The 14,209-nt window shown below is 39.4% G+C and carries 11 protein-coding genes; all 11 read right to left on the bottom strand.

The window, feature by feature from the left end; all coding sequences use genetic code 11:
• Positions 1–9 precede the first annotated feature (9 nt).
• The 11 genes from IGL42_RS00275 to IGL42_RS00225 all read right to left on the bottom strand — a co-directional run bounded on the left by IGL42_RS00275 (position 10) and on the right by IGL42_RS00225 (position 14,209).
• On the bottom strand, positions 10–1,689 hold the full coding sequence (locus IGL42_RS00275) for a peptide ABC transporter substrate-binding protein (protein WP_002356069.1): 1,680 nt from the start codon (positions 1,687–1,689) through the stop codon (positions 10–12).
• A gap of 135 nt (positions 1,690–1,824) precedes the next feature.
• Positions 1,825–5,802: a 5'-nucleotidase C-terminal domain-containing protein gene (locus IGL42_RS00270; protein WP_104842577.1), complete on the bottom strand. Its 3,978-nt coding sequence runs from the start codon at positions 5,800–5,802 to the stop codon at positions 1,825–1,827.
• 441 nt (positions 5,803–6,243) lie between these two features.
• Positions 6,244–7,629 (bottom strand): bifunctional UDP-N-acetylglucosamine diphosphorylase/glucosamine-1-phosphate N-acetyltransferase GlmU, encoded by a 1,386-nt coding sequence (glmU, locus tag IGL42_RS00265; RefSeq protein ID WP_016618502.1) that lies wholly within the window; start codon positions 7,627–7,629, stop codon positions 6,244–6,246.
• 201 nt (positions 7,630–7,830) lie between these two features.
• Positions 7,831–8,652, bottom strand: coding sequence for a pur operon repressor (gene purR, locus IGL42_RS00260; protein WP_002381336.1), 822 nt, complete (start codon positions 8,650–8,652; stop codon positions 7,831–7,833).
• A 143-nt stretch (positions 8,653–8,795) separates the two neighbouring features.
• Positions 8,796–9,635, bottom strand: a complete 840-nt coding sequence (locus IGL42_RS00255; RefSeq protein ID WP_002383493.1) for a metal ABC transporter permease — start codon at positions 9,633–9,635, stop codon at positions 8,796–8,798.
• 161 nt (positions 9,636–9,796) lie between these two features.
• Complete coding sequence (locus IGL42_RS00250) at positions 9,797–10,489, bottom strand: metal ABC transporter ATP-binding protein (RefSeq protein WP_010710960.1); 693 nt, start codon at positions 10,487–10,489, stop codon at positions 9,797–9,799.
• Positions 10,490–10,514: 25 nt separating this feature from the next.
• Positions 10,515–11,468, bottom strand: coding sequence for a metal ABC transporter substrate-binding protein (locus tag IGL42_RS00245; RefSeq protein WP_010710959.1), 954 nt, complete (start codon positions 11,466–11,468; stop codon positions 10,515–10,517).
• 166 nt (positions 11,469–11,634) lie between these two features.
• Positions 11,635–12,486 (bottom strand): 4-(cytidine 5'-diphospho)-2-C-methyl-D-erythritol kinase, encoded by an 852-nt coding sequence (gene ispE, locus IGL42_RS00240; protein WP_002356061.1) that lies wholly within the window; start codon positions 12,484–12,486, stop codon positions 11,635–11,637.
• A 180-nt stretch (positions 12,487–12,666) separates the two neighbouring features.
• A complete protein-coding gene (locus IGL42_RS00235; protein WP_002383497.1) occupies positions 12,667–12,969 on the bottom strand; it encodes a Veg family protein in 303 nt (100 codons plus the stop codon).
• Between the two features lie 57 nt (positions 12,970–13,026).
• A complete protein-coding gene (locus IGL42_RS00230) occupies positions 13,027–13,593 on the bottom strand; it encodes a sigma-70 family RNA polymerase sigma factor (protein ID WP_002356059.1) in 567 nt (188 codons plus the stop codon).
• An 85-nt stretch (positions 13,594–13,678) separates the two neighbouring features.
• A complete protein-coding gene (locus IGL42_RS00225; protein WP_185776361.1) occupies positions 13,679–14,209 on the bottom strand; it encodes an NYN domain-containing protein in 531 nt (176 codons plus the stop codon).

Here is a 14,209-nt window from a genome sequence, read left to right as displayed (position 1 = left end):
TCTTTTTAACTACTCTTCTGTCACATATGTCCACTTATAATCATATTGTGCGCCAGCACCATGGGCAACGACGCCTTTCACTTCTTTACTGCGTAGATGGGCAGTCGCCTTTTGATAAAGTGGTGCTAAAGCGGTCTCTTCACCAATCAATAACTTCTCAGCCTTAACCATGTCTTCCCAACGTTTTTCAGGATCTGAAGCATCTCTTGTAGCTGAAGCCTCGATCAACTCATCGTAGGCTTTACTTGAAAAACGCCCGCGATTATAGTTATTACCAGTAACAAAAAGGTCTAAGAAACTACTTGGATCTGCGTAATCCGCAGCCCAACCACCTAAGATTGTCTCAAAATCGCCGCGACTACCTCGATCAATTCGAACTGAAAACGGCACTGGGCTCACTGTTACATCAATGCCCTCTAAAGTATCCTTTAACGTACCTTGAATATATTCCGCTAACTTTTTCGTAGAATCGACATCATCGGCAACAATATCCATTTTGAGTGTTGTTATGCCCAATTCTTTCTTCGCTTTTGCCCAATATTCTTTTGCTTTTTCTGGGCTATATTCAACAATTTTTTTATTTTCATCAGCAAAATCTGTGTCATCTGTCGGCGAATACGACATCCCTTCTGGAATTAAGCCGGTAGCGACTACTGAGCCGTCGCCTAAAATTTTATCTACTAATGCGTTGCGATCAATCGCTGCTGAAATTGCTTTGCGTAAATTCACATTATTATACGGTGAATTTTTATCTCGCTGATTAAATTCCAAATAGCTGGTTCGTGCTTCTTTTTCGATAACCAATTCTGGATCCTTCGCCATTTGCTGGGCCAATTCGCCACTTAAAATAACATCGTCTGCTTGACCATCTTGGAATAAGTTCAAGGCAGTTGGCGCCTCCTTGACAACATCAAAATTGATTTTATCTAATTTGACATTGTCTTTATCCCAATAGTTTTCATTTTTTTCCAAAGTCCAATTGGTATCTGAACCAGCCCCTTCAAAGTTAGCTAAGACAAACGGACCATTATAGACTGCTTTTTCACTGGAAGCAGCGTAATCTTTGCCATATTTCTCTACGGTTGCTTGATGTTGCGGGAAAAATAGTGGAAAGGCCAGTAAATAATCAAAATATGGTGTTGGTTTTGCCAGTTTAATTTCTAGCTCGTAATCTCCGTTTGCTTTAATGCCTAATTCAGAAACTGGTTTCTTACCAGCTACAATATCTGCGCCGTTTTCAATCATTTCTAGAAAATAAGCATACTCAGCGCCAGTCTGAGGATCTGCTGTACGTTGCCAACTAAAAACATAATCGGCAGCTGTGACAGGATCACCATTGGACCATTTTGCTTCTTCTCTTAGTTTCACTGTGTACGTCAGACCATCATCACTGACTTGCACTTTTTCTTTAGCCCCTGCTGGTTGCGGCTTGCTTTTATCATCTAAACGATAAATTCCTTCATACGCATTATTCAGTGCCGTAAAACTAATTGTATCTGTTCCTAAAGATAAATCTGCAGAAGGCATTTCTTGTTGAACTACTACTTTAAATTCTTGTTTAGCGGCAGTTTTCTCTGATCCGCCCTTTGCTTTTTCGGCGCCAGCTCCCCCATCACCACCACAAGCAGCTAAAACTAACAGCGTTGTTAAACTTAACCCGATAAGTCCTTTTATACGTTTACTTTTCATGCCTTTCTCCCTTCACAGAAAAAACTCTTCATTTTTTAATTTTTAGAATATTCTTATAATACTAAAATTAAAAACAAATGGCAAGCATTAAAATAAAAAAAGAACCAATCCCGAAGGACGGTTCTTAAAAAATGACTAACTAGCTTTGTTACGTCGTTTATAAATATACCAGCCAGAAGAAGAAAGTCCAACGAACAGTAAACCATATAATGCAAGCGTTTCTGTTTCTGTACCCGTTTTAGGTAAAAAGCCGCCATACTTTTTCTTCTCTGTTACGGATGGATTGCTCTGTCTTGCTCCCGCTTGGTTTTGTTTATTGGTTGCTACTGGTGTTTCTGGTGTTGGTTTCGGGTCTGGTTTTGGATCTGGTTTTGGATCTGGTTTTGGATCTGGTTTTGGATCTGGTTTTGGCGTCTCTCCTCCACCGATTAACTCTTTGTAAGCTTCTTCCGAAATAGAAACAATTCGTTCGCCTGGGAATGGTTCTTTATATTGTGCTAAATCAATCGTCGTTGCTGCACGATACAACCGCAAGCTGGTTGCACTTTTTAAGTATTCAATTAAGACAGCATCTAGTGAAATCCCTTCTTCTCGTTCACCACCTAGCATATCGTAACCATCACCACCAGCAGCTAAGAAATCATTGGTAGCCATCCGGTATTGTTTCTTCTCATCCAATGGTTCAAACTTTTGTGTTTGCCGATTTTTAATTTCTATTCCTAATACGCGACTACCGACAATCGTTTGTCCTGTTTCATTGCCTTCGTCACTAGCCAAGCGAGTACCTGGTTTTGTGGAATCATAGTGGATACGAATGGAGCTTGAAACATGTAGGAAACCACCATTTGCGCCAAGTTTTGGTTGGCCAGCATCATCTAGTAAAATTGTGCCATTCTCATCTTTTTGTGGAATCGAACGAACAGACATTTCAAACATTTCTTTAACTTGAGCGCCGGTTACTTGAATTTGCGCAATGCTATTGCCAAAAGGTAACACAGCAATGACATCCCCAACTTTAATTGGCCCTTGTTTAATATCAGCGCGAATGCCGCCACCATTAGTTACTGCAAAATCAGCAGGTTGACTAAACGCGTCTTGGCCATATGACATAATCGCATCACCAATCAAATTCCCTAAGTTGGTCTCTCGTGTGCGCACATTTTCTCGTTGTCCATCCAATGTGAATGGAATATAATCGACAATTACTTTTTCATTTTCAGCGTTAAAATTCGTTCGTGCTTCATCAACGATGGCTTTAACTGCCGGGTTTTCTGGCAATTCTAGCAACTCTGCTGCTGAAATCAATTTTGCTGTTTTCTTAGTTGGTTCACTCTCTGGTGCTGTGACGATCCCAACATTATTTAAATAATTACCTGTTTGAGCATAGATCACTTTGCCATAACGTTTGTCGCTTTCGACGGCTGTATGCGAATGTCCATCAATCACATTAATATCTAACTCAGGATATGTTTGACTAAGGGTTTCTGCTAGCGTATCACCACGCCAGATATGCGGCGTCGTTTCATCTACGCCTAAATGCCCAGTAACTACGAAAGCTTGAATATCCGCGTACTTCTCTTTAATTTCATTAATCACTGCTTCTACTTCTGGAATCGGGTCTTTAAATGTCACCTTCTCCACGTTTTTCGGGTGTGTTTTCGTTGCTGTTTCTGGGGTCGTCACACCTACAATGGCAAACTTTTTCCCGGCTTTTTCTACGATTGTATACGGATCAAAAACCCGTCCACTGCCATCTTTGTAATACGTATTACTAGATAAAATCGGAAAATTCAGTTGGTCTTTATAACCTAGTGCAATCTCTAAACCAAAATCAAACTCGTGATTTCCCACCGCCATGGCATCATAACCAACTTCATTCATTGCTTTGGCCATATCCGCGCCTTTGGAGAAATTGGAGATTGGTAATCCTTGGAAAACATCCCCTGCATCCACCATCAAGGTTGGGTTTTCTTGGTCTTTAAAGGTTTTTAGACGCGCCATACCTAATTCGCCTTTCCCTGCTTCTAGTCGGCCATGAACGTCATTTGTGTGCATAATGGTATATGCATTATCTAAATCAAAGCCCGCATTACGGACATCTTGTTTCGTAATAGCAGCGGCGTTTGGTGTACGTCCATCAGGAGAAGTCGGAATTTGAAGAGTGCCGTCATTCACTAATTCGATTGCTTTGGCACGCCATTTTTCATCAAAATTTGTCCCAATAATTGACCAATTTCGTTCGATTTCTTGTTCTGGATCAAGCGTTCCTTTTTTCTTAATATAATCAACAATCATTCCTCGTAAGGTTTCTGGATCAGAATTTTTAATAGGTTCTCCTACTTGAATCCCTTGGCTAGCTAAACCGCCGTAACGATAATTATTCATAGCAATCGTATATTCTTTGGCAGGATCCAACGGTTGGCCGTCAATTTTCGCATCTACAATTCGTTCACCCACTGGTTTTGAAATGTCAATCTTGTAGTCCACTCCAGAAATCATGTCATAGTTATATACACGAATGTTTGGATTAAAACTAACGGTCAAATCATCTGGCTGCGTTTGGTTATAGTACGCCCCTTGTTTTTCTAAATACTTCAGTAAGTTTTCACCGTTAATGGGAACACTCACTAAGGTATTTGGGTATTTGTAGATATCAAAAATCGTAGCATAGGAAATCTTCCCCGCAGGTAATTTACTGTCGTATTTAAACAGCGCTGCCGCACTTAATTGTGCGCCTGTTACTTCTTTTTGAACGTTATTAATTAAAGAAATCATCGCTGTTGGTTGTAATTGTGCTTCGGGAATTCCTTTAATTTCTTGTTTTGGTAAAAAATCAGCTGTTGCTGTGCCGATCTCCTCCTGAATAAACGCTCGCGTTTTTTCATGGTATTCTTTTGTCGCTGCCTTAACTGCTTCATCTGCTGGAACATTCGTTGTTGGTACAATCGTTGCTGTACCTTCTTGCACTTCCCACTTATCGGCATTTTTAGCAACTGAAAGATCAATTTTGACAACTTCTGTCCCCGTATCTTTCGGTCCCCCTACCGGTACAGTTTTTCCATTCGGCGCTGCTCCTTGTTTGGTAAAAGAAAGGTGGTCATGACCTAGAATATACGCATCAATCCCCGCGACATTTTCAATTACTTGGTCGGCACTGGCAGCCGGATCACTATTTTGTTGTCCCGCATGAATCGAAGCAACAATAATGTCAGCCTGATCGTTAGTTTTCAACTCAGCAACTGCTTTTTCTGCTTCTTCTTTCAAAGGTAAAAAATTAAGCGAAGTAACACGAGGGCCATCCCACAAAGGAATGTGCGGAATTGTTAAGCCGATAATCCCAACTTTTAAATCTGGCTGCCCATCTTGATTAAAATCAAGTTCCTTCGTGGTAGTCCCTTTAACAAAACGACGACCATCTTCCTTATTGTAGGTATTCGCAGACAAGATTGGAAAAGTGGCTTCTTGTTGAATTTTTTGGATTAACGGTAAACCAAAATTAAACTCATGATTTCCCAAAACCATTGCATCATACTTCATCACATTCATGGCGGTAATCATTGGATGGGTCTTTTCATTCACTAAAGGCGCTTTATTATACAAGTCATCTGTTAAAATAGTGCCTTGAATATTGTCGCCATTATCAATTAAAACGGTGCCTGCTGGGTTTTGCGCCCGGACTTGGTTGACGACTGTACTTACTTGGGACAAACCAACTGGTAGTTCTTTATCATCTTCATAAGACCAATTCCATAATTGACCATGAACATCTGACGTACCTAAAATTGTTATTTTTTGCGGCGTGCTCGTTTCTTCTTTTTCAGCGGTTGACGTTTCTAAATTCGTCGTCTCTGTTGGTGCTGTGGTTTCTTGTGACTGCTTGACACTGTCACTCGTAGCCTGATTTGGTGCTTCTTGTTTGATGTCTGTTGTTTCCTGTGTAATGACTGGTTCTTGTTTTCTACTTGAATCGGTGGTACTTGTTACTGCTTCTGAACTTTGTTGACTCGTTGTTTCTACTGCATATGCCGTACTAGTAACGCTTGGCGCTATCAACGCAACAGCCATTAAAAAATGCATGCCCCACTTCACTTTTTTAAAGCTCAACTTTTTCACAAATTTCCTCCTTGTGTTTCAACCCATTTGCAACAAACAATTGTCAAAGTAACAAACAACAAAAAGAGCCTTCCCCCATCACGTTGCTCTTCTTTTCCTATCATAATATATCCGTTAAATAAAAAACAGTAAATTCCGTTAAAATAAGATGTTTTTCCTGTAAATTGTTTTTATTTTTGGACAATACAGCGGATTTGTTTGTGAAAAAAATAGTAATTTTGACCAAAACACGAACTTTATAAAAAAAGAAAGTCTTTTTATATTGGAAAAGCAGAACAAAAACTATTTTTTTGAAAAAAATAACTAAAAATACCGAATAAACAGCATTGGTCTAGTCCTTGAATGCCTCTAAACAAATATTAGCAGAAATTGGTCTAGTCTTTAAGGAGGAAAAAGAACGCTCTTTTGCTTAAGCAAAAGAGCGTTCTTTTTTATTTGAGGTTAATCCTTCATGTAAGGTAACTTTTTAGCATAGCCTTCTTTATTCACTTGACGTGCCCGGGCAATCGCCAAATCTTCTGAAGGGACATCTTCTGTGATGGTTGAACCAGCAGCAGTCACCGCATGATCACCAATCGTGACTGGCGCAACAATGTTCGTTGCAGAGCCAATAAACGCGTGATCACCCACGACTGTTTGGTGTTTATTTTTGCCATCATAATTAACAAAAACAACGCCGCAACCGACATTAATATCTTTGCCTAATGTTGCATCACCAACGTATGTTAAATGGCCCACTTTTGTTCCTTCATCGATTGTTGCATTTTTTACTTCCACGAAGTTACCAATGTGTACGTTTGCCCCCACATCTGCTTTAGGACGTAAATGTGCATACGGACCCACATCGGCCCCCTCGTGAACCACACTTTCTTCAATCACAGACTGTTTAACAACCACTTGATTGCCGATATGACTATCAACGATTTCTGAATGTGCGCCAATCAAGCAATCTTCGCCAATCACTGTTTTTCCTTTGATAGTGACTCCCGCTTCAATGACTGTGTCTGAACCAATTACCACGCCTTCATCAATATATGTTGTATCTGGATCAATAAATGTAACACCATTTCGCATATGCATCTCATTTAAACGACGATGCATAATTTTATTAGCAGTGGATAAAGCAACACGATCATTTACACCCATTGCTTCGTCAAAGTCTGCCATTTGGTAAGCAGCGACAGCTTTGCCTTCTTTTTTCAAAATTTCAATGATATCTGTTAAATAGTATTCCCCTTGTGTATTGTTTGTATCTGTTTTCGCTAACGCTTCAAACAATGATTCATTATCAAAACAGAAGGTTCCTGTATTAATTTCTTGAACACGTGCTTCTTCTTCACTGGCATCTTTTTGTTCCACGATTCGTTCAACAATGCCCACATGGTCACGAATAATTCGACCATAGCCTGTTGGGTCTTCCGCATGCGCTGTTAAAATAGTCGCACTTGCATTCTTACCTTGATGATAATCGAATAAGTTTTTCAAGGTTTCCGCAGTTAATAACGGCGTATCCCCTGTAATAACTAATGTTGTTCCTTGTTTACCACCTAATAACTCTTGTGCTTGCATGACTGCATGCCCAGTTCCCAATTGTTCAGCTTGTAAGGCATATTGACTACGTTCACCTAAATGGCTTTTAATCATTTCCGCCCCGTGTCCAACGATCGTCACGATTTCTGTTGGTTCTGTTTGTTCTACTTGATCTAAAATATGTTCGACCATTGGTTTACCAGCAACTGGATGCAATACTTTATAAAGTTTAGATTTCATGCGTGTTCCTTTACCAGCTGCTAAAATAATTGCGTATCTATTTTCCACGTTTGCCACCTCAAATTAACTAAATTGTTTGATTTTCTTCTAAATCGTCTTCATTATACCTTTTCTAGTTTATCTTACTCTTTTGTCTTTTTCAACAAAATAAGGCATTTAAAAGGTAGACCAATTTATTTTCTCATCTTTTTTTAAAGGAATAAAACAGAAAAAAAGAACCTGAAAATGGAATGGACCATTTTCAGGTTCTTTTTCAAATTATTTCTCTGTGAAATAGTTTCCTGGGACTACGCTAATCGTTTTTGTTTGTGTATCCACATCTTCCACGTACAATAGCGAAGTATAGTCATCGATTGCACGACGGCCATTGAATTTTGACTCAGCAAAAACGGTAATGCCCACAAGTTCTGCTTCAAATTCTTCAATCATACTCTTCATACCATTGACGGTGCCGCCGCCTTTCATGAAGTCATCCACGACTAAAACTTTTGATCCGCGTTTTAAGCTGCGTTTTGAAAGTTCCATTTTTTCGATACGTTCTGAAGACCCTGATACATAGTTCACGCTCACCGTTGAACCTTCAGTAATCTTAGAATCGCGACGAACAATCACAAACGGAACATTTAAGTAATAAGACACAGCTTGCGCAATTGGCACTCCTTTGGTCGCAACGGTCATTACCGCATCAATTTGTTTGCCTAAATATTTAGAAGCAATAATCCGGCCCACTTGTCTTAATAAATTCGGTTCCCCAAGTAAATCTGAAAGATAAACATAACCCCCAGGTAATAAGCGATCTTGTTCTGACAAACGATCACACAAATCCATAATCAACTGCTCCGCTTCCTCATAAGGAATTTCAGGGATAAAGCGGACACCGCCTGCAGCGCCTGGAATCGTTTCTAAAATACCTGTTCCACGTTCTTTAAATGTTTTTTTAACAATTGCTAAATCTTCACTAATGGAAGACTTGGCAGATTGGTATCGGTCAGCAAAATATGTCAAAGAAACCAATGTATGGGGATGATCTAAAAGATATTGGGTCATATCGATTAATCGTTCACTTCTCCGAATTTTCAAATTCGTCACTCCTTTTCATTCTATCGTTCCTTATTATAAGGGGTTTAACCGAAAAATTCGAGGATTTTTTTCAAATAACTGAAAATAGTTCGCCATTTCTTTTAAAAAAAAGAAATAAAGGAGAAAAACTTTCGTTTTTCTCCTTAGTTTCTTTGCATTTTTTGTTTTCGTTGGACCATAACAACCACTCGGCGATAAATATTGACTAATAAGAATAAACCAATAAAAATTAGGGTAATGCTTGCACTCGGTGGTGTTTCCAAATAATACGAGCTAGTCAGCCCTGTTAGCATGCCAATCAAGCCCATAAACACACTGATGATGATCACCGTGTTGAAGCCTTTACCAATTCGCATACCTATCGCAGCTGGTAAGACCATAATTGCTGAAATTAACAAGGCTCCCGCGATCGGAATCATCACAGCAATCGCCACACCAGTAATTACATTAAAAAGCATCGACATCCAATGAATAGGTAGCCCGTCAACATGAGCAGTATCTTCATCAAATGTTAAAACATACATTGGACGTTTAAATAACATAAACAATAGAACTAAAACTACGAATAAAATTGCCAACATAACCACTTGATCCCACGTAATCGTGACGATGGAACCAAATAAATACGATTGAATACTAGCAGCTGAATTGCCTCCTGTTAAATTCATTAAAACTAACGCCAAAGCCAAACCGCCTGACATTAAAATAGCAATCGAAATTTCTGAATAGGTGCTATAAATCATTCGTAAATATTCTAGAATGATTGCAGCCACAATCACGACAATTAAGGTCATTAAATTAGGATTCCAATTAAAAAAGAAGCCTAGAGCCACACCGGCTAATGACACATGTGAAAGGGTATCTGCCATTAAAGATTGTCGGCGAATAACTAGAAAGACGCCGAGCATTGGAGCAATCACTGAGATAAACAGTGCTGCTAAAAAGGCCTTTTGCATAAATGCATAAGAAAGCATTTCTGCCATACGATTCACTCCTTACCGCTAAAATGAACACTACCATTGTAGCGACGTTTAAGCGAATTAATTTTTTAATTCCTGCTTATTTTTTAAATTTTTCCAACATTTCTTTAAGCCGTTCCTAGGCTTTCGTTATTATCGAGCCAGATAACGTTTTATTGGAAAATTTACGTATACGATTCTTCACTCATATGGAAGCAACGCCATTTCGAATCTTCTTTGCGGACAAGACGAATTTGACGATCCACATAGGTTTTGATATCTTCATGATCATGCGTAATCATCAAAATAGCTTTTCCATGTTCATGCGCACTGTGTTGCAACAATTGATAAAATTCGTTTCGCGATTGTTCATCCATACCTGTTGTTGGCTCATCTAAAATAAACAAATCTGGATCAGTCGCAAACACTCGTGCTAAACTAATTCGTTGCTTTTGCCCGCCAGAAAGCTCGCCAATTCGTTTGTGGCGCATTTCCCACATGTCCACTGATTTCAAAGCTTTTTCCACATGAAGATGATCTTTTTTCGTCAACGGTTTGAACCAACGATTTCTGGGAAAACGACCTGAACGTACTAATTCAATGACGGTGCTAGGAAAGCCCACATTGAAAGAAGCGACTTGTTGTGGAATGTAGCCAATGCTGATTTTTTCACCAGCACTATTTTTTTTAGCGACCGTAATTTTGCCACTTGTTGGTTTTAATAACCCTAAGGTACTTTTGATCAGCGTTGACTTGGCAGCGCCATTTTCTCCTGTTAAAATAACGAATTCCCCTGGATCAACATAATAAGAAACATCTTCTAAAACAGGTTCATCATCATAATAGAAGGTTAAATTTTCGACTTCAATATAATGCATAAGTTGGCTCCTTTCTGTTGCCAGATTAATGAATGCTTTTTTGTAAAGCAGCGAGGTTTTCTTTCATGACAGACACGTAGTTCTCGCCTGCTTCTTGTTCTTTTTGAGTTAAACTCTCTAAAGGATTCAATACGGCTAATTCGACGCCTGTCTCATCTGCCAATGTTTTGGCTACTTTTGTAGAAGCCGATGCTTCAAAATAGATCACAGAAACATTGTTTGTTTTAATATATTTTTTTAATTCGGCTAAACGACTTGGCGAAGGTTCTTGGTCTGGAGAAATCCCAGCAATCGGTTCTTGGGTCAAGTCATATTGTTTTGCCAAATAGCCAAATGCAGCATGTTGCGTCACAAAGGTCCGATTTTTAGCGCCTGCAAACGCAGCTTGGTATTCCTTATCTAGCGCAATCAATTTTTCCAAATAAGCAGCGGTATTTTTTTCAAATACGGCTTTTTTCTCAGGATATTTTTTGATAAGCGCATCCCGAATCGCTGTTACTTCTTTTTGCGCTAACACGGGATCTAACCAGACATGCGGATCCAGTTCGTGGGAATGGTTATGGCCTTCATGACCTTCTTCGCCAGATTCTTCCTCTTCTGTTCCTTGCATCAATTGAATGGATTGACTGGCTTCCACGATTGAAACTTTTTTCGTGTCCAAGTTTTCAATAACATTCGGAACCCAAGTTTCTAGCTCTTTACTATTATAAACAAAGACATCCGCATCAGTAATTTTCGCTAAGTCTTTTGCGCTTGGTTCATAATCGTGTGGTTCCGTTCCAGCTGGAATCAACAGCTCAACCTCTCCCTCATCACCAACGACTTGTTTTGCGAAGTCGTACATCGGATAAAAAGTAGTCATTACCGTGAGCTCTTTCTTCTCTTTTGGCGATTGTGTGGTTTGCCCACAGCTAGCTAAAAGAAAAGCACTGATTGCTAAAGTAACGCCGATTATCAAACGGCGGTAGATTTTCGTCATGTTCTGTCCTCTTTTCGATTTACCTATTATAAACCGTAATATTTACGATTTGCCAGGAATAATGTACCAAATGGATCACGGGACGTCAAGGAATAAATTTAAAAAAACAACAGAGCGTGGGACAAAAATCACTTTGGGTTTTTGCTCCACGCTCTGTTGTTTTTATTTATTTCAATGTCCGAACCAAATAAACTTCTTCACAAAAGCCTTTAAGTCCATTATAAATCCGTTGTGCTCGTGTTTTCTTTTCACATAAAGCAAAGACTGTCGGTCCACTGCCGCTCATCAACGCTGCATCAGCGCCGTACTTCAGCATGCGATCCTTGATTTGTTGCACGATCGGATGTCTGGCAATCGTGACACTTTCCAACGCATTGCCGACCGTTTGGGTCATCCCAGTATAATCACCATTTTCAATAGCTATTCTTAGTCCAGCAATATCTGGATGGTGCAATTCATCTACCGCTAAATCATTAAAAACGGTACTAGTGGATACACTAATTCTTGGTTTAACTAACACAATCCAACATTGAGGCATGGTCGGTAATGCTTCAATTTTCTCCCCACGTCCGTTTGCAAAGGCTGTTCCGCCCCTTAAACAATAAGGAACATCCATACCAATTTGGCTGCCAATTTCACAGAGTTCGTCCATCGTCAACCCCAGATTCCACAGCTTGTTCAAGCCTCGTAATGCTGCGGCACAGTCACTGCTACCACCTGCTAAACCAGCTGCCACAGGGATACGTTTTTCAATATATATTTTAATTCCTTTATGAATATTATAGGTACGCTTTAATAAGTCAACTGCTTGATAGACATGATTCCGTCGATCCACGGGTAAAAAAGAGCTGTCCGTTTCAATACGAATGATGTCTTCTTCTAGATTTTCAAAAGTTAAATGATCGGCTAAATCTACACTTGCAAAAATAGATTCAACTTCATGATAGCCATCCACACGTTTATGCAGAACATCTAACCCAAGATTAATTTTCGCAGGAGCTCGTTCGATTATTTCCATCGGTTCCCTGATTCACCTTCCTTAATCTTTTGTCTACCAACATTTTAATCTTTTAGATTCTATCATATGTCCATGAAGAAGTACACCGAAGATTGCTCTTTCTCTGACGACAGATGGCTGAAATTAAAAAGAGCTTAGGAACGAAGGGCTCTTCCTTCACTCCTAAGCGGACTTTCTAAATTATACGGCTTGACCGATGAATTCGATTTCAACGGTGCGTGTTAAAACATCTGAATAGCTATAAGATACACGTTCAAATGAGTTCTCGTCTGGATCCAAGTCAACAACAAAAACAGATGGATAAGTCTCCGTTAAGATTCCTTTACGTTCTGTTTGGCGCTTTCTTCCAGTCTGAGCAACTAACATAATTTCACTGCCGATACGGCCTTCCAAATCTTTCTTAATTGACGATAACGTTGTTGGCATTGCATTCACCTCGAGAAACATTATATCACTTTTTTTAAAAAATTTCAAGTTTATCATACTAGAAGTCTGTTTGCAACTACTTTTGCTCGACAAACCGGCTGTTTTGTCGAATTTTTATTCATTTTCTAATGTATATTTCATTTTTGCTTTGGCACGATCATAGGCACTTCGGACAGCTGAAAAAGTTCCCCCACGTACTTTAGCGATTTCTTCTAACGTGTAGCCTTTTAAGTATGCGTTTAAAATTTGTTGTTCCAACGAGGAAAGACGTGTCGGAAAAGCTGCCAATTTTTCTTGAATCATTAATTGACCTAATGGGTCGGTAGCCGCTGTCCCTAAATAGTCCACTAACTCTTCACCAGCGCTTTCTAATCGTTGTTCCAGAGAAATAGACAAGGTATCTGTTCGCCGCTTATAGGCGCATTGATGGCGAATTAAGCTATGTACGTGATTTTCAAAATTTCGTTTAAAAAACTTTCCTAATGATGCTTGTTTTTCTGAATCAAATCGTTCTAACGTCCGAAAGAAGACAATTCGTCCTTCTTGAAGCCAGTCCTCAGTATCATAATCTTTTAAATAGTATTTTTTCATGCACTTATAAATCACTGGCTGATATTGCCCATATAAGGCTTGAAATTGTTCTTGGTCTCCTGCTAATGCTTGTTGAATCTGTTCTAACATAAAAAGCCCTCCTTTTCGATAAACGTATCGAATGATTTAGGAGAGCATAGCATGTTAGAAATTTATGACTTAAGCGAACATTTGTTTAATCTTTTTTTTGAGACAATTCTTCTAGCTTCTCAGAAAGTTTTGATAACTGCTCCACGTTCCATGGAGAATTTCGACGAAATTGCTGGAAATGGATATCCGTTGCATGAATGGCAATCGTCTTTTCTGCTTTCTGGACAGCTTTGTAAAGTTCATTGGCCGAAGTCCGCAATGCACCTTGTGAAAAGACCACCCATTGTTCAGCCAAATCACTCGTTGCGACTGTTACTTGCGTTAAACGATCATTTTTTTCACCAGCTAGACGTTCAATATAACTATCTGCTGTTTCATCTTCTTTGGTGAAAACCACGGTCAAAAGGTACTTTTTGTACGTTTGCTGAATGCCTGGGACTAACTGGGCATCAAAGACCACAATGATTTCCAACCCTTCATATTTGGCATAATTGGACAGACGACTAAGAAGCAGTTCACGCGCATCCTCTAAACGCTCTTGCTTTTTCAACTGGACCAATTCTGGCCAAGCACCAATCATATTATAGCCATCAACGATTAACAATTGTTTTTTCAT

It is taken from the genome of Enterococcus sp. DIV0712, assembly GCF_050554855.1.
Taxonomy (GTDB): domain Bacteria; phylum Bacillota; class Bacilli; order Lactobacillales; family Enterococcaceae; genus Enterococcus; species Enterococcus faecalis.
The sequence above is the reverse complement of the archived record's forward strand: the minus strand, read 5'-3'. Positions and strand labels throughout refer to the sequence as shown.